The sequence below is a fragment of the Cyanobium sp. Copco_Reservoir_LC18 genome (genome assembly GCF_009834675.1).
Classification (GTDB): Bacteria; Cyanobacteriota; Cyanobacteriia; order PCC-6307; family Cyanobiaceae; genus Cyanobium; species Cyanobium minutissimum.
On record NZ_ASAC01000001.1, the window covers coordinates 1 to 21,751 of the forward strand.

Below are 21,751 nucleotides of genomic sequence, written 5' to 3' on the forward strand. Positions count from 1 at the left end.
CCATTCCCCCGCGGCTGACCAGGTTTTTCAGAAGCCTCCTAGGAAGCGAGGGGCACCCGCGTCAGACCCAGGCCAGCAACAGGAGGCAAGGACCGGGCAGAGGCCCGGCCAGATCCTTGTCAGCTGGGGGGGCTGGGGCAGCGGTGATGGGGCCTTTGCCGACCGTGAGGCTTCCGGCCCTGCTCGTGGTGAATCCCTCTACCAGCGGGTTCGTGTGCCCTGGTTGATCGGCACCTTGCTGTCGTCGCAAGTTCGGGCCATCGGCCTTGGTAGCCGCGACAAGCAGGAAGGCGGGGCCTCGGGGAACCCGCCCGGCAGCTGGCATCAGAAGGGAATGAGCGCCTCCAGCACTCGATCGTGCGGCAGGGCTGGCTGACTGACGCTCGAAAAGCACCTGGGCCGCCATCTCAGAGAGCCGTGGCCAGCGCTCGCTGCAGAATTCCAGTTGATTGCCTCTATGGCGTCCCTGGCCTTGAACTCGGGGCTGTGCGTCACTTGCTCATATCCTGCGGAGAACGCTGCCCCGACAGTGGGCGTTCCCCCTATCCGGGCGATGCACCCTTCTCAGTGGGTAACGATGGGAGCTTTCTGGAAAACCAGACCACCTCAATCACCACTAACTAACCACTCGCCAGGAAGGGCGATGGTGTTCCGCTGTACGTCACTACCACCCGCTTCTTGGCCCGCGTGGCCGCCACATGCAGCAGGGAGCGCTCCTGCTGCTCGAACAAGTCCCTCGAGAGGGCATCGGGCCGTTTGTTGACCTCAACCTGCAGGGGCATCTGGGAGGCATCCAGTCCCGGTAAAAAGACCTGGTCGAACTCCAGACCCTTGACCCGGTGCATGGTGGCGAGCCTCAGTGCTGGATCGCTGGGGTCGTCGGACTCCTCTGCGTTGATCACCCGGGTGGCGAAACCCTCGCCCTTGAGCAGGGCTTCGAGCTTCTCCACGGCCTTGTTGGTGCGGGCCGTGACGCAGGTGGCAGCCAGGGACTTCTGCTCATCCCGCAACTGCTGCAAGGTGCTCACCAGAAAGCGCTGCTCCTCTGCGGGATCGTCGAAGCCACGCATCAGGGGATGATCGCCATGGAGCAGGGAGCGGTAATCACTGGAGGGATCGCTGCCGCCGTCGAGATCATCAAAATCGAGGCCGTGCAGCACGGCCGTCGCCCAGGCGCGGGTTTCCTCGGTGGTGCGGTAGTTGATGCGCAGCTTGCGGGAGCGGCCGCGGATGTCGATGCCGCAGCGGCTGAGCACCACCGGCTTGCCGTAGATGCGCTGGTGGGGATCACCCACGATGAAGAGATCGTTGGCGTGGGGCTCGCCCACCAGGGCCCGCAGCAAGGAGAAGGAAGCCGCATCGAGATCCTGGGCCTCATCCACCACCACGGCGGCATAGAGCGGCGAGCTAGCCGCCTTGTGGATCAGGTCAGCGGCGATCTGTTTGGCCTCCTCGGGCTCCCATAAACCCCGCTGTCGGAATTCGGCGCGCACCGCATCGAACACTGGCCAGATCTGGGCGCGCTGCGGGCGGCTGAGGCGGGTGCCGCGTCCGACGCGGCGGGCCATCAGGTATTCGTCGCGGCTTCGGCAGCCCTGGGCCAGCACCACGTCTTTCCATTCCTCGCGGTAGAAGCGCTCGTCAAGACCCAGCGAGGTGTCGGCCACATCCATGGCCAGACTCCAGGCGCTATCGCGGGCTTCTTCGTAGAACACCCGCACCTGCAGGCCCTGCCCTTTGAGGAAGTTCATCACCCAGCCATCGAGGTGATCCACCTCGATCCGCTGCAGTTCTTCGGGGCTGCAGATCTTGGTGAGGTTGGCGCGGATGTCGGTGGCCAGGTTGCGGGTGAAGGTGGTGAAGAGCACCCGGCCGGGGGAGCTGGTTTTAATCAGCTCGTTGGCGAGCCAGCGGGCCCGGTGCATGGCCACCACCGTTTTGCCGGTGCCGGCGCCACCCAGCACCCGCACCGCACCACTCCACTGGCGCTCGACCAGACGTCGCTGGCTGGGGTGGAGAAACACACGCCAGCGCTCCAGCGGTGCCGAGAGCATCGCTTCGAGAACGTCGTCGTCGGTGATCACCAGGAACTCGGCCTTGCTCTCCGGCGTCTCGAGTGCCGCCGCCACATCGGTGGGATCGATCGCGGCGGGGCGCTGCCGCTCCAGCTCCTCGATCACCACCTCAATCGGCTTGCCATCAGCCAGCAGGATCAGGCCATCGACGCAGTCCTGCGGCACCCACTCGATCAGGCGACTCAGGGCCTCTTCACTGCTGACGGCGCGTACGGCGGGCAGCAAGGCCTCGGGGACGCCGAGCAACATCAGCTGGTCGTCGCTGCAATGGGCAAACAGTGAGCCGACCTGGGTTTGTGCCGGTGCCGGCTGGGCTACGGGGGGCTGATTGGCCAGAGCCTCGCTCACAGCCGCAGCGATTGCGTCTCCTACGGCGAGCTCAGCGGCTTCCACATCCACCACCTGTAGGGCTCCAGAGACCCGGTTCACATGGCAGGTGCGGCGCCGTGCCCACTGGTAGGCGTCGTCGTGCTTGTCGATCCAGAGCAGCACGTAGGTATCGCCTTCATCAGGGGCGCGGACGATGCAGCGGATGTCCTGATCCACCCGGATCGAGCGGATGAAGGGATCCTTGCCGCCTTCGATGCGCTCGTAGTTCAACCCCGGACTGCGGGGATTGGCACGGAACTTGGAGATGAAGGTGGCCACCTTGCCGCGCGACTTCTCCGGCAACCGCCCGAACGCCTTGAAGAAATCGTTGGAGAGGGCAACGGTGAGGCGGGGCTCGCTCATGTCAGGTGCGGGGCGGGGTCGGTGATGGCTGAGGGGTCAGGCGTTGGCGGAGTGGATTGGACGTGGATCAGGACGGTGGAAGGGCCTCCATCAAGGCGGCGGCTGTGGCGGCAGGAGGATCCTCCACCGACCAGCAGCGCCAGCCCGCAGCAGTGAAGGCTTCCGCATCTACAGACTCGATCACCACCGCCAGCCGCTGATCCTGCCAGGCGAGTTCAGCCTGGGCGATCACATCACCCTTCGGCCCTTCCAGCTCAAAGGCCTGCTCAGGCAAGGGCCGATCGGTGCCCTGCCAGGCTGCCTCCAGGGCCTGCAGCAGCGGCTGCACGTCGGCTGGCGCAAAGCGGCTGAGGGCCTGCCAGGCTTGTTGCGACGCAGCAACAGCGGTTTCTGGGGCGCCTGGGCCTTCCGGAGCTGCATTGGCAGGCTCGGCCGCCACCCACACCTGGGGGGGGTCCACGGCGGCGGGTTGTTCGCTACCACCCCAGCCTGGGGTGGAGATCAGCAGATGGGGCAGGAACTGGAAGAGGTTTCCCTGGCGTAACCATTCGCGCCAGGCCAGCTGCTGTTGCCGCTGAGAGCTGGAACGATCAGGTTCAAAATGAATGGCACGAAAACTCGCGCAAGGATGCAGCCTGTCAGTTTTATGCAGACCCAGATCGACGAGATTGAGAATCTGAAGTTCTGGCACAGGAGCAAGGTGTTGGCCCACCCGGGGGGATTCGCCACCTTGCGTCCACTCCTCGACATGTGAATTGAGATTCAGAGCCTCACGTGGCGCCATTAGAGATGGATCGTCGATCTGCACTGGAGGCATGGGCGGGCGCTGGGCAAGGCAAAACATTTGCGCGAGACCCTGCCAAAGTGCTTCCGAAGGATTGGCCAGGTAGGCCATCAGCAATTGCAGACTGTTAGCCAGCTGAACTTCGCGAGGAGTTGGGACTGGTCGTTGTGAAAGGTCGTCTAAAAAGCTCTTGGGCCACCAACGTTCAAGATAGTTCTCGCGATTTTTGGAAGCAAAGTCTGGCATCATTCCCACTGCAAGCCCGTTGGGCTCCAGTGGTGCCTGCGCCGTGGGAGGTGCCTCCACAACGTCATCCCAGCTCAGTGCCCAGAAGAGGTAGCGACCGCTGCGCTGCAAGGCCATGCGCTGCTCCGCATCTGTGGCCAGCCTGCCGCTGTGGTATTCCCAGCCATCGGTGTAGACGGCGATTGGTTTGCCACCAGCCGTTGGTGTGAGCAGGAAATCGGTACGAGAAAAGGCGCGAACACCCTCCGCCTCGCCGATCGGCACCTGCTGCTCGACCTTCCAACTCACCACGCTGGAGCCGCTGTTGAAGGTAAGCAGATACCCCTTGTTGCCCTTGATGAAGTCCTCGCGCAGGGTGACGGTGACCCCGGGTGGCTTGCCTTTGCCTTCCCGCAGCTTTTCGATGAAGCGCAGCTCCAGTTCGCTTTCAGCGCGGGTGTTGATCACCACCTCCGAGAGGCTGCGCTCTGAGGGCTGCAGTTCCTCCCAGCGGTTCAGGATCGTTTGAAGTTGCTCGATGGCCCGACGTTTGCTAGTGCGTTCGCGATCAAAGCGCTGCCGGTACATGAAGATGCAGCGGTAACAGCCATCGCTGCAGGAGCAGGCCTGCAGATGCTGCAGAGACTGCTCGAACACCGCGCGTAGATCATTGCCGCCTGCCTCGATCAGCTGGCGCACATAGCCCGTCCCACCGGGAACGGAATCAAAGAGGTAGAGGAAGGTCTTGCGCTGCTGGCTGCCGGGTTGGGGTTCCTCGCCGAGGGCGGATTGCAGGTGATCCACCTTGCCGCCGAAGCGCTGACGCAGGCCCAGGTGCAGGGCGCCGATGAAGGACGGCTGGCCCGCCTCATCCCAAAAGCTGGCGCCGGGCAGCAGGAAGCGCAAGGCCTCGGAGTTGAACTCCCGATACATGAACAGCAGCTGGCGCAGCTGGGCGTCATCGGGTTTGTCGCGGTAGCGGCAGCCCCAGGTGTGGTTGCTGGCCTTGGCGGGGCCGCGCTGCACCTTGCCGCAGCTGCGGCAGAGCTCGAAACCCTTCACCTTCAGGGCCTTGCCGGCGATGGCGTGGCTGGCGCCCACCGCGGCTTGCCCGCCGAAGTTGATCTCACGGAAGGTGGTGCTGGCCAGGTATTCAGCACCGAAGGGGAACTCCTCATCGGCGATGGCCAGGGAGATCTCGCGGCGGCTGTGGTCGGGCACGATCAGCAGCTCGCGGTGGAAAAACAGCGGATTCCGTTCGTCGCTGTCATCCCCGAAGCGGCTGCGCGCGTCTTCCGTGGTGGCTTGCACCTGGCGCAGGCGGGTCATCTCCTTCACCTGGCCGTGGTCGGCATAGCCACTGCTGCCACAGCGGGGGCATTGCTTGCGGCCGAAATCGTCGTCGGTCTCGCGGCTGGCGTAGGAGCAGGAGGGGCAGAAGCGCCAACGCTCCGGTTGGTTGAGGTTTGGATCGACCTGGTCGACCTTGACGCGGCGGCCCTGGGCATAGAACTGGCCATCGGGCACCAGCTCGCGGATGGCCACGTTGGCCGGGCGCTCGTAGCTCAGGGGCGGCAGTTCCTCGCTCCGGGGGCCATCCCCGGAGCGGCCTGGCAGCTTGCGCCAGAGCACCGACTTGAGCGTGACGCCCGCCTCCGGAAAGGCGTAGTTGGGCAGGAAGCCCTCGTCGGTGAGCATCGCCAACAGGGGCCGACCGTCGAGGTCTTTGCGCAGCTGGTTGTAGGCGAACTGCTCGCGGCGGATGGAGTCTTTGGCCTCCCGCTCCTCGGGGGTGAGGCCGTCGTCGGGTCGCTCGCAGAGCTTGTTGTAGCGCTCGCGCAGCTTGCGGGCTTCTGCTCCCAGCCGCTTGCGTTCGGCCACCAGATCGCGCAGGCGGGCCAGTAGTTCCTGCGCGAATGGCGCATCGAAGGCGCCATCCCCACCGCCTTCGGCGGGGGTGAGCAGGAACGCACGCAGATCAGCGGCACTGGCCGGCTGCAGCTCTTCTCCGAACAAGGCGCAGAAGCGCTCCAGCAGCTCGGCCTGATGGGCCTGCACCCAGCCCAGCCAGGTGTAGGGGAACTCCTGAGAGATGGTGCCGCTGAGGGCCTTCTCCACCCCATCGAGCACCGGTTTGAGCTTGCGCGGCAACGCCAGTGGATCAAGCCCGCCCGCGACCCAGCGATCAAGGCTGTAGGCGAGCAGCTGGCGGCGCAGGATGGCGGCCGCATCGAGGTAGCAGCCAGGGGGATTCACCTGCCCCTGCAGCATCTCGCGCGGGTCGGAGAAGAAGTAGAGGTCGTGGGCGGTACCCGTGACGAGGGTGCCCACCATGGCGTTGCCGTCGCGGCGGCCAGCGCGGCCGATGCGTTGCAGGTAGTTGGCCGGCTCGGGCGGCACCGAGGCGAGCAGCACCGTGGAGAGATCGCCGATGTTGATGCCCATCTCCAGGGTGGAGGTGGCCGAGAGCAGGTTGGGGTCGCTGCGGTATTCGCCGCGGATGAACTGGGTTTCCAGCCGCTCGCGATCGCCGCGCTCCAGCAGGCCGGTGTGTTCGCGGGCGACGATGCGATGCACTTCGCCGCGTTGGTAGAGCCGCCGGTAAAGAGGCAGACCGCCGCGGGGATCAGAGCGGTAGCTGCCGGGGCAGTGGCGCACCTGACAGGGCAGGCCATCCCAGAGGCTGAGCTGGTCGGTGGGCACGCTGTGCATGTCGCCGCAGTGCTCGCAGCGCACGGGGTGGGCTTCATGGCTCACGCTCACCGCTGCGGGCGGGATCGCCCAGATGCGCTCACCACGGCCGCCGCTGAACTGCAGCAGCAGACCGGCCTGGCACAAGGCGTCGACAACGGCGTTGAGGGCTTCCTTTTGCTGTTCCGCATCGAGCTGGACGGCGGGGGTGAGGGTGCGCTGCAGCCAGTGCTGAGCCCAGGTGGGCCTGCCGCTGTCGCGCACCAGCTGCTCGAAACGCCCCTTGCCGCGGAAGCTGGTGAGAAAGATCGGTCGACTGGCAGTGCGCCCAAACTTCGGCGTGTGGGGGATCTGATTGAAGGGATAGGTGTCTTCACCGCCGCTCTCCAGGTAGCGGCTGCTCTTGCCGTCGCGCCCCACCAGTTCGCTCAGGGCAAGAGCACCGCGTTGGCGCAGGTGCTGCAGCAGGCCAACCACCAGTTGCTGCAGTTGGCCGAGGCGCAGGCCGCGCAGGGGCTCCACCTCGTTCTGCAACCGGCTGAGCAGGCCTGGCAGCAGCGTGTTGACGGCTGGAGGATCCACGGCGGCCGCCAGCGCGCCGGCCTGCTCCACCGAGGAGCCCAGGCGCGAGCGGTAGCCGAATTCGGCGGCCACCTCAAAGCGCAGCCGATCGCACACGAAGCGCATCAGGGTGCTGGTGGCCTCCAGGCTTGGCGTGAGCTGCTGCTGCAGGGCATCCCATTCGCGCAGCCACTCCAGGTCGTGGGGTATGAAGGTGGCGGCAAAGTCAACGGGGTTGGGGAATCGCTGCTGCCACTCGCTGATGAGGCGCTCCTGCAGCTGATCGAGCGGCAGCGGCGCGCCGGCTTGCTGCACCGTGGTGGTGAGGGCGGTACGGAAGGAGGTGCGATAGGCGCGGGCCGCGATATAGCCGGCGCGATGGGCGGCGTCCTGCACCGAATCGGAAAAAGCCAGCAGCTTCTTGTCGCCGTTGAAGGCAGAGGCAAACAGAGAGGCGCTCCAGGTGCTGGTGAGGTTTGCCGCAGAAGAACCGATCAACAGCAAACCCTGATGGGCGTTGCAGTAGGGACAGTCGCGGCTGACGCGCGGGTGGTTGTTGTCGTCGACGGTGCTGCAGTCGGGGATGTCGACCGGCACCAGCTCACGGCTCTGGCAGGTGGGGCAGACGGGCACCGCGCCGGATAGCGTGGCGTCGGCCAGCTCCTTGGCGGGGTGAAACGACAGGCAGCTGGCACACAACTGGTGGCTGCAGGCTCCCTCACTGGAGGGGTTGCCATGTGGGAAGAGGTAGCGGAGCTCCGGCGCACCTGAGAAGAAGGCCTTGTAGAAGTTCCTGAGGTTGTTGGCGCGGTCCAGCGTGTTGCTGGTGGAGTTGAGGGCTGTGGAAGTCCAGGCCGTGGCGCCGCAATCGCGGCAATGCACCACGGGCAGGTGGATGCTGCTGTCGCTGCCGGCGAGATCGTCGGAATGGCGCAGCTGGGGTGTGGCCTCAACGGAGGCCACCATGCGCTTGAGCTCGCGCAACCAGAGCTGCACGCGCAGGCTGAGCCAGGGCACCACCACGGGGCTGCCATCGAGCTTGGTGGTGCTGCGGCGGGCGTGGGCGATCAGGGCCAGCAGGCTCTCGAGCAACAGCACGCGATAGCGGCGTGGGTACTGGTCGCCCAGGCCCAGCTGGCGGGAGAAGCGTTCCAGAAGCTCTTCGATCGAGCAGGTGTTCCTGGCCAGGCGCACAAGGTTGTGCACGGCCGGGAGGGTGCCGAGCAGGCTGCCCAATTCCAGACGCCAGCTGTCGTCTTGAATGGTGCCCTCAGGCGGGGATGGCAGCGATTCCCCCAGCCAGAGTGCTGCCTGGGCCGCGAGGTAAGCCTCGGCGCTGGGGGCGTGTTCAGGATCGAGCTGATCCAGGGCTTCAAGCCCGGGCAAGGGCAAGAGGCGCAGCCCCTCCTCGCCATAGGCGGTGTGATCCCGGAAGAACTCCTCGGGGCTGAGGCGCTCTTCTTCAATGAGCGAGGCGGGCTCAAAGCTGCTGGCAAAGATCTGGCCGGCATAGCTGCGCATCGCCTCCCGGGATTCAGGGCCGCCGAGGGTGGCGGAGGTGCCCACGCACACCAGCTCGTCGCCAGGGCACTGGAGCCGATCACGCAGGCGGCGGATCAGGCAGGCCAGGTCGGTGCCCTGGGCTCCATCGAAGGTGTGGAACTCATCCACCACCAGATAACGCAACACGCTGGTGCCATCGGGAAGTCGACAGTTGTGCTCCCACAGCCCCTGCACCTGGGGCTGGATCAGCAGATAGTCGAGCTGCTTGTAGTTGGTGAGCAGGATGTCTGGCGGAGCTTTCTGCAGCGCCTCTTTGTTGGTGATCACGCTTGTGGCGGTCATCGCCGCCGTTTGCTCCTCATCGCTGGATCCGATGTAAAGACCAGCACGCAGGCCAGCGAGAGCAGGCGTGGTGTGAATCAAATCGGCGATGCGCCGGGCCTGGTCTGTGGCCAGGGCATTCATCGGGTAGATGAGGATCGCCTTGATGCCGCGGGTGCCCTGGGCCTGCTGCTGGCGGCAGTGCTCCAGCAGGGGCAGCAGAAAGCACTCGGTTTTGCCCGAACCCGTTCCTGTCGCCACCAGGGTGTTGCGGGGTGTGCCTGGCACCAGCCGATCAAAGGCCTTCTCCTGGTGCCGGTACGGCGGGAAGGGCAGCGGGATCTGCGGAAACCAGTCGCGTCCTGTTCCCTGATGAAAGGGCAGGGCTACCGACACGTAGGGGCCCTTGAGCAGCTGCTCGCGATCGGCCAGGAAGCGATCGATCAGCCCGGAAAAGCCTGGCGTGGTGGGGTGAAAGGCGGTGCGGATGGCATCAGCGGCCACCTGTTCCAGCTCGCTCGCGACAACGGAGGGGAGCATCGTTAGGTGATGCCCTCCCTCTCAAAGAAGGCCCAGGCGGCTTTGTACTCCTCTACCCGATCACACCGATCAAACGGGGCCTCATAGGTGATCGTCCGCTCTACGGGCCCGCCAGGCAGCGTGTCATCCATGATCGTGCGGCTGACCGTGCCAGAGGTCATGTCCTGGATGTCCTCCCAGCCTGTGGTCTTGTTGGCGCCACGTCCTGAACCCTTCCGCGGGAAGCCAACGCCGGTGAGCCCCTTGCTGGCGGTGAACACAATGCGGCCGTTGCGGTCGTACCAGGTGTCGCGTTCGTATTGCTGCATCACCGGGAACTGCACGCGGTAGATCGTGATCAATTCGTCAAAGGTGAGCCCCAGAGCCTGAGCCACCAGCACATCGATCTCCACCAGGGCCTGGCGGCGGGCATAGTCGGTGCGCAGAGCGCAATCGCGCTGCCAGGTGGGGGTGAGGCTGCTGAAGAAGTCGTTGGGTAGGCGGGGATCGTCCTTGGCCCATCGTTGATAGCGAAAGCCTTCATCCCAGCTTTCGCTCCAAAGAGCTGCGTAGTGCGTTGTCAAGCAATTAAGCGCCTGAACTCGTGCTCTCGCGGCGGCGCAAAAATCTAGCAACGGGAAGGACTCCCATGTCGAATGCAAATTTGTCCGACCTGTTGACTTTATGAAGAAGTCGGCAATAATGGCAGTGCCAAAACATAGGCATGAAATTAGATTGCGCGCGTCACGGAATGCGATCGACTGAACGCTATTTATGTGAGCCACGCCGGGAGGTAGCAGTGTTGGGATATACGTCCTTTCGTTCGGTGGCGGAAGCATTCCCCTCGCTCCTACGCGATAATAGTTTGTAAATGCGGCTCTATCGCTCCATGAAACCCTAGGAGCTCTTGCATTGTATTCACTGGCACTTACTCCTGGCACGTAATTGGTTCTGGGCAGGTAGTCATCGGGCAGCAACGTTAGGTCTAGGCAGTCGTAATGCGCTTTCTCGGTGCATATTGACCTGGGTGTTTTGTTCAGTGGGTGCCCAACATAGAAATGGGGTCCAGAGATGATCAGCTCACCACTGTTCAATGGGAATCTTGTTTTTCGCTGGATGGTGCCATCTTTCTGGGCGCCAGTTTCGTTCCAGTGAGGCGTAGCGCTAATTTCATTCACGGATAAATCGGACAGTCGGGCTGGTGATTTGGAGAGTTTCTCAAGGACGCTTTGCAGCTGCTGAGAATGCAGTACAGGCAGGCGGGCTTGGCATGCAGGAGTGCCGGGTTCGTCGTAAAGCTGAGCGAACAAGGTCAGAGTCTTCTCACCAACAGTGATTAGCCTTAGGCGATGTCCTACCATGTTCCAGTGGTTATCCTCCGTCTTAATGCCTCCCACTGCTCCATTCCCGTCGTGTACAAAGCAGGCATCTACGGTCTTTGCGTGGAACAGGTTTGCTAGATGAACGAAGCTAGGCTGGCGACTTGGGCCATAGATGTTGAGGCTATATTTCACGCGATCTCCAATCGGGAAGAGTATTAGCTGATTTTGAAATTGGAAGTGATTTCTTAGTCGCCTATATAGCGCTTCCCGCAATGCCCCACCCTTGGGATCGTCGTAGACCCCTTCTGGGTGCAGGAAGCCTTGTATGCCCTGTTCTGATGAGACCCGCCAGGTCTGAGGCAGGAAGCACTTGAAAAGGTTGGTCTGGCTTCCCCTTAGTAGTGGATAATTCACTACCGCATTAAGGAACGACTGACTGCCGTTCTGCCCTTCAAACTCCTCTAGATAGGCAGCTCGTAGCTCTGCATGTTGGTCAAAGGCGTTGCCCCGCCTCTTCGCCAGCTCACTCGCATTAATCTTGCGGATAAGAACCATCGGGTCGCTATCACCGATCACGCCCTTTTCCTCCCACTCCACTTTTAGCCAGGGCGGGTTGCCCACCATCAGGTCGAAGCCGCCGCCCCTCAGCAGGTCTGCAAACTCCAGATCCCAGTGCAGCGGCCGAATGCGTTTCGCCACCGCTTCCACCTGGCGCAACCGCTCAAACTCCGCCTTGAGCTTCTCCACATCCACAAAACCGTGGCGGTCAGCAAACTCCTCGGCTTGATGCTTTGGCTGCGTGTCCGGGAACAACTTTTGCTGGCCGGCTTCTGGCCCCACCGTCTGCTCGTAGTCGCCAAGGATCATGCTGAGTTCATGCAGCCAATCCCTACGGCTAGGTAGTGAACCCGCTTGGCGGATCGGCCACAACCACAGAGCGCACCAGTAATCCATCGCCCACTTCAGGCGCAATCGGGCATTGGTCTGGGCCACATCCCGGCCCAGGATCTCTTGCTCCTGGATGCTGTCCTTCTGCTTCAGCGAGGTCCATGCCGCATCCGTGGCATCAGCGTCTTCTCCCCACACCGGCAGGGGATCAGTGGTTCGCTGGCGAAGTTGGCTCTGCTGCTCGGCCCAGTCCTTCCAGAGACCATCGACCAGTTGGCTGAGCCGCAGCAGGTGCTCGATCTGGTCTTCGCTGAACGGCTCTCCCACAAACGCCTTGTTCCAGCGTTTGCAGCGCTTGATCGCCTCAGGCTCCAGCTCCCTGATCACCTTGTCGTTGTAGGCCGCCATGCCCGGAACGGCCAGCAGAAAGTGGAAGATCGCATCCTTCGGCAGCTCCGCATCCCAGGCCAGCTCCTCTGGGGCGTGTTCGTGCCAGAGATTGCGGGGCTTAGCGCTGCGTGCGGTGCTGGTGGGCAGCTGGCTCACCCGGTAGATCTGCCGGCGGGCGCCGATCAGCGAGTTGCCGCACACCAACTGCTGGCTGAACCAGGGCACAAAGGCTCGACCCTTCTCCGGCGTGAAGATGCTATTGAGCCACAGGCTCACCTCCGCCAGCTCCACCGCCACCGGGTTGAGGTCGACGCCGAACACGTTCTGATCGGCGAGGCGCATCTTCACCTTCTGCAGCTCGGTGGCGAACTGCTCGTGGGGGATGCTCTTGCCAGTTTCCTGCTGGCGCAGCTCCAGATACTTCTGGGCCAGCTGGTTCACCACCTCGTTCAAGAACGCCGCTGAGCCCATGGCCGGCTCGCAGACCTTCAGCTGCAGGATGTCCGCCGCCTTTTTACCGGGCAGCAGCTCCTTGAGGGCGTATTTCACCAGGCACTGGGTGAGCGACTCGGGCGTGTAGTAGCTGGCGCTCTTCTCGCGGTCGCGCCCAGCGAGGCGGTAGATGAAGCTGCCTTTGACATAGCACTTCGGTTTGCCGGTGCCCGGATCGGGCACGATCTCCTCGGCTTTGTAGGCCTTGAGCTGCTCGGCGGTTACGAAGTGGCCCACCTCCAGCTCATCGTGGGCCTGGCCGCTGGCTTTGGTGTTGTCGTCGTCGCCGCTGTCGTCATCGCCGAAGTCGTCGTCGTCATCGCTGGCGGCGACTTTGCCCTTTTTGGGTGCGGGCTGCACCTCGTAGAGGTCTTCTTCCGCGAAGAACCCACGGAAACTGAGCAGGGCCTCGTAAACGGCGCCGAGCTGGTTGATGCCCAGCTGCGAATAGCTCACCCGGCCGCGTCGTTTGCCCTTGCCCTCCTTGGTGAGCGACATCAGCTCGATCACCTCGCGCAGCACCACGTTGCGGAAACGCACCCGCGTGAGCGTGGGCATCCGCTCGGGATCGAACAGGTGCGCCTTCAGCGGCGTGAGGCGGAAGCTGTCGTGGAAGGGATCGTCATCGTCTGCAAGCGGTAACTGAGCGGTCTCGTCGTCGCGCTTGGGGTAGCCCTCCCAGATCATCTGGAACAGCCGGTTCAGCGAATCGCTGATGTAGGTGCTCTCCTTGTCTTCTTCGCTGCCGAGCTCGGCGGTATCCATGTCGCGCAGGCTTTCAAGGCTGTAGCCCAGGCGGTAGACATCACTGCCCATCGGCGCATAGCCCAGATCAGGTCGGCTCTCGATGTAGAAGAGAAACAGCAACCGGTACATGTACCGGAGGCATTCGAGGGTGAGCTGGTCAGCGTCGGTTTTGCCCTTGAACACGCCTTCACCCTTGCTGCGGCGCCAGTGGATCGCCTCGTTGCCGAGGAGCTCAATCGAGCGGCGCAGGGCGTACTTGAGATCGCCGCTCACCTCATAGGCGTGCTTGTGGCTGTTCTCATCCAGCTCATCGAGCAGCGGCGTGCCGCCGCCCGTTGGGCAAGTGTGCTCGCGGTGCAGCAACGTGGCCGCCGCCAGCACCGCATCGGGGTTGTTCTCGCCCAGCAGCGTGTCGAACTCAATGCGCAGCAGCCGTGACGCGGCCCACTTCTGCCGGTCGATCAGCAGCAGCTGGTCGCGGCTCACCGCCAACACCCAGCGCGGCGGGATGTCCTGCGCGAAGATCCGCTCGGAGATCAGCTTTTCCCAGGTTTCCTTGCCGTTGCCATCGGCGTCGACCTCTACCTGGCCCAGTGCTGGATCATCGATCTGACAACCCCACTTGGTCGCGATCGTGAGCTCCAGCGGATCGGCGGGCTCATCGCTGGGGTTGAAGCACTCCACCACCCAAAGCCAGGGTTCACCCTTGGCGTTGTCCACCTCCCCCAGAAGAGGGATCTGGTAAGCCTCACCACCGATCAACACCGGTTCGGGCTTTGGGGCGTAGGGGTAGCCCAGGGCCTGCATCAGAGGCTGGAAGAACAGCTCACGCTGGAGCCGCAGACGCTCGGCAGGATCAGCCGTGATACCCAGCTCGGCCTCGCGCAGTTTCTGCCAGGGTTTGCGGAGTGCCTTGAACAGCACCTCCGGTGTGGAGACATCTGAGCTGGGATCGGCCTGGAGCTGGGCCGTGACCTCTTCAGCCCAGCGCTCTCGCACCTTTTTGATGTCGTTCGTCAGAACGCTCTCGAGGTAGTGGGCGGAATAGAACTCGTTGGCGTTGCTGATGCCTGGTAGTGCCATGGATCAAGCCTCCCGATTCAGCACGGCCACCACCTTCAGGTAGGGCGCGGGTACGATGGTCATCACTTCATTGACAAAGCTTTCGTGGTCATCGAAGCGACGCTCGATTGCGTTTTGTTTGTTCTTGCGGTCTTTTTCTTTGAGCTCTGCGCGGCGTTGGTCGGCCGCGAAGCTGAGCTGCAACTGCTCCTCCTGCCGGCCTCGCAATCGCCGGAGCCGCTCGCGCTGGGCCTCCAGCTCTGGCTGCATGCGGGCGGTCCAGAGTTCGGCGCAGCGCATCAGATAGTCGTTGGCCTTGCCAACGGCATACGGCAACTGCTTGCGCAGATGCTCGGGGATGGTGTCATTCGGGTTGGCATAAGGCTTGCGGCCCAGCTGCAACCGCTCGGCCACCGCCTCGAACGGCTCCACGTCCACCACATTGAGGCCGGTGCCTGAGAAGCGCACCGCCACCCACTCCTGAACAACCGGCACCCCCTTCTGGTTGGGGATCGTGCCCTGAAACACCATCACCACCTCACCGGGCTCCAGACCATCGCCCAGCTGGAGCACGGGTGCGCAGTGACGCTGGAAGCTGATCTGGCCTCGGTCGGCGAGCCAATCCACCAAGGGATGCAGATCCCAGAGATATTCCAGCTCCGGGCGGCTGGAATCCTGGCGGCGGCTCTGCTCGAGGGCTCGCTGCAAGGCGGCCACCTCCGTGGAAAGCACCAGGCGCTGGCCCCGGGGCGGCTGCAGCTCCCGTGGGTAGCGGTCGTAGCGGCGCTGTAGATCGCTGGGCGGGGTGATCTCCAGACGCTGTTGATCGGGGTCAGCGCGCAGATCCAGCTTCTCGCCGCGGCGCTCCATCTGCTCGGCCACCGCCTCGAGGGCCGTGTCCACGTAGCTCCAGAGGCTGGGGAACAGGCTGAAGGGTTGGCGCTGCTGCACCTGGATGTCCGTGGAACCAGCCCCGGAGTCCTGCTCATCCGTTCCATAGAACTCGTCGAAAATGCTGTCAACGCTGCTCTTTGTCAGGAAGCGTTCCGCCTTCTCATCCATGCGCTGCTCAAGCGCATCCAGGGAGCCGCTCTCATACGCCCGGCTGATCTCCTCCTCCTCGCCAACAGGGTCGTAGACGCCCAGAAACACCGCCGGATCGCCGATGTTCTGCTGAGCCTGCTCGTCTTTGCGCTTGAGCAGGCGCAGCACCTTCTCGGCATCGCCCATGCCCTCGCTGCGTGAGCAGCTGAGCAGGTAGCGGATCTGGGGCTGCTGAGTCTGCCCGTAGCGATCGATGCGCCCATTGCGCTGTTGCAGCGTCATCAGCGACCAGGGGATGTCGACATGCACCAGCCGGTGGCTGAGGTAGTGCAGGTTGAGGCCCTCGGAGGCCACCTCGGTGGCGACAAGAATGCGCACAGCCTCTTTCTCCTGGGCGAACTGCTCCACCACCCGCGTCTGATCCACATCGGGCATGGCGCCATCGAGACCCACCACCGCTTCCTTGGCCAGCCCCAGGTCAGCAGCGAGGTGCTTCACCAGGAAGCACTGAGTTTTGAGCCGGCCGGTGAACAGCACGATCCGGTCCCTGGGGTCCTTGCCGCTCCAGTTCCAGTCGGCGCGGATCAGCTGAAGCAGGCGTTGGTATTTGGAGAAGTCAGCCGGGCCGATCGCAGCCAGCAGGGGCTCCAGCTCCTCCAGGGCTGCCTGATCGGCAGGGGCCGGGCTGGCGGCGGCAGCCAGGCGCTTGAGCCGGTTGCGCACCGTCTCCAGGGCTGCCATCGGGCTGGAGAGCAGGCTCTTGGCCAGGGTGGTCTTGAACAGCTGGCCCGCCTTGGCCTTGGCATCGCTGTCAGGAAGCTTGAGGTCTTTGAGCAGGGCAAACACCCGCTCCTCGCGCTCGCTTGCCGGACACTCCACATCGGCGGTGTCGCGCTCCTTGACGCTGCTGCGCAGGTCAGCGATCACGTCCTTGCGGAAGCGCCGCACATACAGATCCTTGATGTCGTCCTTGGTGTACTTGCTCGGGTCAGCGATCGCCGTGGGGTCGAGCATGTTCATCAGGCTCGCGAAGCTCTCCGGCTTGCCGTCATGGGGCGTGGCGGAGAGCAGGATCAACGTTTCCGAGCGGGTCGCCAGCCGTTCGGCCAGCTTGGCTCGCTGGCTCTTCTGGGCACCCCGAGCCCGCTCAGCCACGTTCTGGCACTCATCGATCACGATGATGTCCCAGCTGGCGTTATCGAGATAGAAGCGGTAGTCGCGATCGTTCTTGAGCGTGTCGACCGAAACGATCGCCTTGTCGTAGTAGTGAAACGGGTTCTGGTTGGTGGGAATCTGCTCGCGGATCCGCTGGATTCCCACCGAATCCAGACGCACCAGCGGGATCGAGAAGCGCGTCCAGAACTCCTTCTGAAACTGCACCAGCATGCTCTTGGTGGTCACCACCAGCAGCCGCTTGCCACGCCCGCGCCGGATCAGCTCGCTGCAGAGGATGCCGCACTCCAGGGTCTTGCCCAGACCCACCGCATCGGCGATCAGCAGCCGCTGGCGCGGCATCGCCAGGGCCTTGGCCGCTGGCTCCAGCTGGTAGGGAAGGGCATCCATGGCGGCGCGATGGCCCACCACTAGGGCGTTGTCGGTGGGCACGGAGCGACGAAGATGGGCCTCAAGGAACAGCAGGCTGTCGCGGTAGCGGGGAGACGGGTCACTCACCAGGGCCGTGTCCTCGGGCTGCAGCACCTTGAAGCTGCCAGCCGCCCTCTCCACCTCCACCAGGAAGCGGGCTTCCTTTTCGCGCAGGAACGGCGAGACCCCCACCACGTCGACCACCTGCTGGCCATCGGAGCTGCGGCCGAGGCTGCGCACCAGCCATTCGGCGCTGCGGCACTCGATCCGGGCACCGGGGGCGAGGACAGCTTCGGGCATCAGTGTTGGAACTCTTTGTCGCGGGAGCGGATGCTCGCCACATCGCTGACCAGGAGCCCCGTGAGCTGGGCGTGGGACCTGAGGTCTTGCAGTCGGCGGGTCATTGCTCGACCACCTGCCGGGGCGGGACTGGCATGGGGGGCAGGGGCTGCTGGGGGCAGTCTGCACCAAGCGGAAGCAATGCGGCAGCAGACCAGAAGCAGTTGGTGCCGCGAGTCTCGGATCTATGCAAGGAGCACATACCTTCAGCCCTCCAGCTGTTGCGCGGCGCCGATCCGGCCCAGTTCCTGGGCGGTGTGGCGCAGTACCGGGTGCTCCTGCCAGTCGGCCGGCAACGCCAGCCACACCGAACTGTGGGGCCTTGAGGCCAGAGGCCCTCGGCGCAGGGAAGCCCAGTTGTTTGCCACCCGATCCGCCACCACCAGGGCCAGGGTGCTGCCATGGATCCACCTGATCCAGTCGTCTGGGGTCTGCAGGCTGTTCCCCCCGCTGCGCAGCGTCGGCCCCAGCTCTCGTAGGAGCCGTCGCAGACCCGGCGCCACACCCCGATCGGGCACCAGCACCTCCGGCACGGCACCCACCAGGTCGGGGGCCTCGGGGCACAACCACAGGGCCAAGGGCAGCTCCCCCAGCAGCACCAGCTCCAGCTCCTGCCGGTTCACCCCTTCCGGCTCCTCCAGCTCCAGACCGGAGAGCAGGGCACCATCCAGCACGCCCTGGCGCACCAGCTCCAGCGAGTTGGCCGCCGCCCGGAACCGTTGGGGGGTGGGCAGCAGCCAGGGGCAGCCCGCCAGCAGCGGGTGATTCAGCAGGTCACTGCCGATGCGGGCCACGCCAGCGGCGAGGCGATGGGCGCGGCAGCCAGGCCGCAGCAGACGCATCGAGGCCGAAGTGCCGTAGCCGCAGCCCCAGAGCTGGCGGCGATCGCGCACCAGCCCGAAATCCTCCGAGAGGATCCGGTAGCGGCGGCTGATGGTGGGCTGGCTTAGCTGCAGCAGCCGGCTGGTCTGCACGGTGGTGCCGCAGAGCTCCAGCAGATCGAGCAGGCGGATGTCGTGCAGCAACTCCGGCATGAGGTAGTGGGGGGCCTGGGCCAGCGATGGGGGGCGTTGGGAGCAGCCTCAGCAGCGAAGGCGGTATTTTGGTCATTCCTCATGCGAAATAGCAAAGCCGGTCGGCAGACCCCTGTGATGGCCTGGATATGCATCTGCTCTTTCGCATAGAGAGGCTTGCCGTTGAATGCCGTTGCCGCCAGGCTTCGGCCCATGCCGGTTCCTCTGCCATGCCCTCGCCAGCGCCGCTGCGCTGCCACCTGCTGATCGGAGCTCCTGGCAGCGGCAAGACCACCCTCGCCCGAGCCCTGGCGCCGCTGCTGCAGGGGGAAAGCGGTGAGCCAGCCCTGGTGCTCTCCACCGATGCGATCCGCGCCGATCTGTTTGGTGATGCTGCCGTACAGGGGCCCTGGGACGAGATCCGCGAGCTGTTGCTGCAGCGTCTGCGCGAGGCGGTGGCTGTCGGGCGGCCCGTGATCATCGATGCCACCCATGCCCGCCGGCCCTGGCGCCTGCTGTACACCCAGCAGCTGCAGCTGAGCCGGCCGGTGGAATGGGTCAGCTGGTGGCTGAGGACCCCACTGGAGCAATGCAAGAGCTGGGCGCTGCGGCGTGAGCGGCCAGTGCCCGAGGCGGTGATCGAGGAGTTCCACGCCAGCATCAACCACCGCTGCTTCCAGCCTGAGCGCGCCGAGGGCTTCGCGGCGATCGTCACACTCAACCCTGCGGCCGGGGAGGGCAACAGCGACGACGACCTGCGCAGCCGGCTGGCCGGCCTCGACCGCAGCGTTCGCAATGCCCTCAACCGGCAGCGCGGTATCGAATCCCAGCTGCACCGCTACGCACGGCTTCTGGATCTGGAGCGGCTGTTGTTCCTGATCCGCCTGCTGACCAGCTTCAACGGCCTGGAGGAAAGCGACCCCGGCACAGCTGCCGAGCTGCTCCAGATCTGCAACCCACCTCCGCGGGGCGATCTAGCTGAGCGGGCGGCCGGCTACCTGGCCAGCTGGGAGGAGGTACACGGAGGCAACAGCGATGGCTACGGCGATGCGGACGCGATCCGTCGCGATCTGGCCTGGCTGGAGGCCAACGGATTCTTTCGCCTCGACTGGCAGGGAGACGAGCCGATCGAACTCGGCCCGGAGGGTGCGGTTACCGGCAGCAGCGTCAACGGCGGCTACCCCGCCCTGGCGGACCGGCAGACCTTCCGGCGGGTGTTCAGCCTGCTGCGCCACATCCTCAAGGACCCCTTCGATGCTCCGGATGCCGGGGCTGAACTGTTGCCGCCCGGGGCCATGCCGCCACGAGCAAAACGCGCCAGGCGCTCCAGCCAGGAGTTCGGGCCCCTCTATCGCCACTTGATCGGCCGGCTTTCGGGAATCGAGGGCGCCTACGGCGCCGATCAGGAGGCCGTGCTCCGCTACGACCTCGATCATGTCCTTACCCCCTACGGCTTCCTGCCGCAGGTGAAAGGCCGCCCCCACAGCCGCCGCCAGGGCTATGCCATCGGTACCGCCCTCCTGTCGACTGATCAGCTGCTGGAGATCCATGCCCTACTCAAGGCCTCACTCGGTCGGCTGAGCGATGCGTCGCAGGAGCCGATCATGCAATCCCTGGAAAGCCGACTCCAGCGGGCAGGTGTGCTGGATGGGGCGGGAGCCACCGGTCGCTACCGCCATCCCAAGCGGGCGTTGGCCAACCGATCGATCACCGAGGAGAAGCGCGGCACCCTGGCCGACCCGGAGATGAGCACCCGGGTGGAGCGGGCCATCGTGAACCGCCGGCGCATCTGGCTCAGGCACGAGCCGGATCCGATCAGCGATGCGCAGCGAATGCAGGGGGATGACGGCCGTTTCCGTGCCTGGCCCTTGCAGCTGCTGTTTCACAACATCAGCTGGTATCTCGCCTTTGAAACAGCGGAGGTGGGCCGGATGGAGGGCCTGATCCGCACCTTGCGGGTAGACCGGCTGGTGATGCTCTGCGAGGACGGCAACATTCGCCGGAACACAGAATGCGAGCACGAAAACGCCCTTGGCCGCCTGCAGCGTCTGCTGGTTTTCTGTGGCGGCCTTTATCTGGGCGATGACATCGACGAGCAGCGGTTCATCGCGAACCATCGGCTTGCCCCCTGGCTAGATGGGGAGTGCGACCCCGTGCTGCCGGGACTGTCGAACTACGAGCAGCTGGTGTTCTCCTGCACCACCGAAGTGTTCCGGCTGATCCGGGAGGAACCGCGGCGTTTCCCGCCGGAGCACACGGCCTATTCCAGGCCGTTGGCAGGCCAACCCCCATGGCCAGCCAGCCCGCTCGACACCCTGGCGCCGAATCCCTCCGGCGACAGCCATCCCCACCGCGTCGAGGTCTGGCTGCCCCGTTGGACCGTGGAGCAGGACTGGGATCTGCGCACCTGGCTGTTCCGCTGGGGCGCCGGGGTGCGGATCGAACGGCCGTTGGGGCTGCGGGACGAGCATCACCAGCATGGCAAGGGCGTGGTGGACCTCTACGAACAGCCACCAGGCCCATAAAGGAGTGAGATCCACTACGGCTGTTTTTCCCGACTCCAGCCCTGCTGACGCCAGCGCATCTGAGGCCAACCGCTCCTCCTCCGCCCTGCTGTGACAGGTGGCCAAGGGATAGTCATTCACGGTGCACTGCCATGGGCGGCCCGTCGCCACCCCCTCTCGTGCCAAGGCTCTCAGCCCATCCACGGCGGCATCCGCCGGGCCCTGCTCGCTCGCCTGGCTGCCCAGCCCCGCACCTGGCAGCGCGAGGAGCGCTACGACTGATGCGGGCGGCTCTTAATCCCAATCTGCTGTTCTACGCCGAGGGCTTTGGGGATCAGGCACGGGTGATTGCCACCAGAGCGCTGCTGGAGCAGCTCACCTGCAGGGCCGCCCGGTCCGGCAGGCCCAGGAGGCTGTCCTCGGTTGGATGGGTGCCTTTCCCGTGCTGGAGAGCAAGGCAACCGCCTGGCGCGGCGCCCTGTTCTGGCGAGCGTTCTGTCCGTGCTTCGCAGTAGGGACCAAACACCGACCAGCGATTGGCGTGAAGCTGGAAGCACTGAGAAGGAGGTGCCATGACCCAGCCCAAAAACTCCAATTCCGGTTCCCCGGCTCGTGAGCCCAGCCAGCCCCGCGGCCGCTACCGCTTCCAGGCCGGCCGGCCCCTCGATCCCGATGCCGGTGACCACCCCGAGATGGTCGTCGACCCGTCGGAGGCGACCACGGCGGCGGGCATCCCCAACAGTCCCCAGGAGTTGATTGCCATGCAGGAGAACAGGCCGCCGCGTCCCGAAAAGCCGGAGCGTCAGCAGAGTGCCAAGGTGCAGCAGGTGCTCGACTTGATCGGCACTCTCGACACAACCGCCGGCGAGGACCAGCAGATCGCCGTGGCGATCGTGCGCCACCTCGAGTCGTACCACGATGACGTGGTCAAGGAGATGCAGGACGACGCCGACGC

At 64.5% G+C, this 21,751-nt stretch carries 7 protein-coding genes; 2 read left to right on the forward strand and 5 right to left on the reverse strand.

Annotated features, from left to right (window positions below; all coding sequences use genetic code 11):
- Positions 1-620: 620 nt before the first annotated feature.
- The 5 genes from L107_RS00005 to L107_RS00025 all read right to left on the reverse strand — a co-directional run bounded on the left by L107_RS00005 (position 621) and on the right by L107_RS00025 (position 18,313).
- Entirely contained in the window at positions 621-2,807 is a 2,187-nt protein-coding gene (locus L107_RS00005; protein ID WP_159815866.1) for a 3'-5' exonuclease, read from the reverse strand.
- Positions 2,808-2,874: 67 nt separating this feature from the next.
- The gene (locus tag L107_RS00010; RefSeq protein ID WP_159815867.1) at positions 2,875-9,432 is read right to left on the reverse strand and encodes a DEAD/DEAH box helicase; all 6,558 of its coding nucleotides are present in this window, start codon (positions 9,430-9,432) and stop codon (positions 2,875-2,877) included.
- A 2-nt stretch (positions 9,433-9,434) separates the two neighbouring features.
- On the reverse strand, positions 9,435-14,333 hold the full coding sequence (locus L107_RS00015) for a hypothetical protein (protein WP_159815868.1): 4,899 nt from the start codon (positions 14,331-14,333) through the stop codon (positions 9,435-9,437).
- 3 nt (positions 14,334-14,336) lie between these two features.
- Positions 14,337-17,240 carry a DEAD/DEAH box helicase gene (locus L107_RS00020; protein ID WP_159815869.1) on the reverse strand — a complete coding sequence of 968 codons (2,904 nt, stop codon included), beginning with the start codon at positions 17,238-17,240 and terminating at the stop codon, positions 14,337-14,339.
- 245 nt (positions 17,241-17,485) lie between these two features.
- On the reverse strand, positions 17,486-18,313 hold the full coding sequence (locus L107_RS00025) for a hypothetical protein (RefSeq protein ID WP_159815870.1): 828 nt from the start codon (positions 18,311-18,313) through the stop codon (positions 17,486-17,488).
- A 209-nt stretch (positions 18,314-18,522) separates the two neighbouring features.
- Between L107_RS00025 and L107_RS00030 the strand changes: the two genes are divergently transcribed.
- Positions 18,523-20,817, forward strand: a complete 2,295-nt coding sequence (locus L107_RS00030; RefSeq protein ID WP_159815871.1) for an ATP-binding protein — start codon at positions 18,523-18,525, stop codon at positions 20,815-20,817.
- A gap of 551 nt (positions 20,818-21,368) precedes the next feature.
- Positions 21,369-21,751: hypothetical protein (locus tag L107_RS00035; RefSeq protein WP_159815872.1), on the forward strand; the 383-nt coding region annotated here is incomplete at its 3' end.